Origin of the sequence: Mycobacterium sp. 29Ha (assembly GCF_032883055.1) — a bacterium.
GTDB lineage: Bacteria > Actinomycetota > Actinomycetes > Mycobacteriales > Mycobacteriaceae > Mycobacterium > Mycobacterium gallinarum.
In genome coordinates this window covers 1-1248 of the sequence record NZ_JAMQTI010000077.1, presented here as the reverse complement: position 1 = coordinate 1248, position 1248 = coordinate 1, and the positions used below count along the sequence as shown (strand labels likewise).

1 protein-coding gene is annotated in these 1248 nt (G+C 63.5%); it reads right to left on the bottom strand.

Annotated elements, in window-relative coordinates; all coding sequences use genetic code 11:
* Positions 1 to 29: 29 nt before the first annotated feature.
* A protein-coding gene (locus tag M1248_RS33255) for an IS3 family transposase (RefSeq protein ID WP_100479586.1) occupies positions 30 to 1168 on the bottom strand; the annotation gives its coding sequence in 2 pieces (ribosomal slippage) (positions 30 to 898 and positions 898 to 1168; 1140 coding nt in all).
* Between the last annotated feature and the right edge of the window lie 80 nt (positions 1169 to 1248).

The window sequence follows — 1248 nt, the reverse complement described above, 5'->3', positions numbered from 1 at the left end:
TGAGGGGGACCCGTTTGGTGGTCCAGTCGCTATGCGGCTTGGGGTTGGTGGGTCGTGGTCCACTGTAGGGCGAACTCGGATGGGGTGAGTTCGCCGTGGGCGGAGTGGGGTCTGTTGGTGTTGTAGTCGCAGCGCCAGTCTTCGATGATCACGCGGGCTTCCAGTAGCGAGTCGAAGCGCCATGAGTTGAGCAGTTCATCACGCAGCCTGCCGTTGAACGACTCGATCCAAGCGTTCTGCCACGGCGAGCCGGGATCGATGAAAAGTGAACCGGCGCTATTGAATCGGCACCAATCACTCACTGCATGTGCCACGAACTCGGGACCGTTGTCGAAGCGCACGTAGTGCGGCGCTCCTTGGGTGAGGGCCAGGCGATCCAAGACATCGACGACGCCGTCGGCGTCGATGCCGCGATCAACCTCGATCGCGAGTGCTTCGCGGGTGTACTCGTCGATCACGTTCAACAACTTCATGGTGCGGCCATCGGCGGTCGTGTCGAACTGGAAGTCCATCGCCCAGATGACGTTCGGACGAATCGGTGACATCGCGCCCACGGCGACACCGATACCGGTCAACCGCTTCTTCCTGCGGCGCTGCGGGACCCGCAGGCCCTCCTCGCGCCACAGCCGGCGGATGCGCTTGTTGTTGACCTGCCAGCCGGATCGGCGGGCCATCTTGGCTGCCCGTCGCCATCCCCAGCGAGGCCGGTCAGTGGAGAACTGGCGCAGCCAGGCACGTAACTGGGCCTCCTCGGTGGTGATCGGCGGTGGCGTCAGGCGCATCGTGGAACGGTGCAGGCCAACGACTGTGCAGGCGCGGCGTTCAGACACCCCGAACCGGTCGCGCAGCGCCTTGACGGCGCAGCGCTTGCGGTTCGGGGTTAGAAGTTTCCCGCCGAGATCTCCTTGAGCATGTCGATGTCGAGGGCCTGGTTGGCGACTAGCTTCTTGAGCCGGGCGTTCTCCGTCTCGAGTTCTTTGAGCCGCTTGGCCTCGTTGGCCTTCATGCCGCCGTACTGGGCGAGCCAGCGATGCCACGTCGACTCAGCGATCTGAAGGTGTCGGCACACTTCGTTGAGTTCCTGGCCGCCCCCGAGGAGTTTGTTGCCCTCGGCGAGCTTGCGGATGATCTGATCCGGCGTATGCCGCCGGCGCTTGTTCGATGCCATGTCGTTGTTGATTCTTCCTCGCCCGAACACCGGGCAACAGAGTCCCACAACGACTGGACCACTACGACGGGCTCACCTCA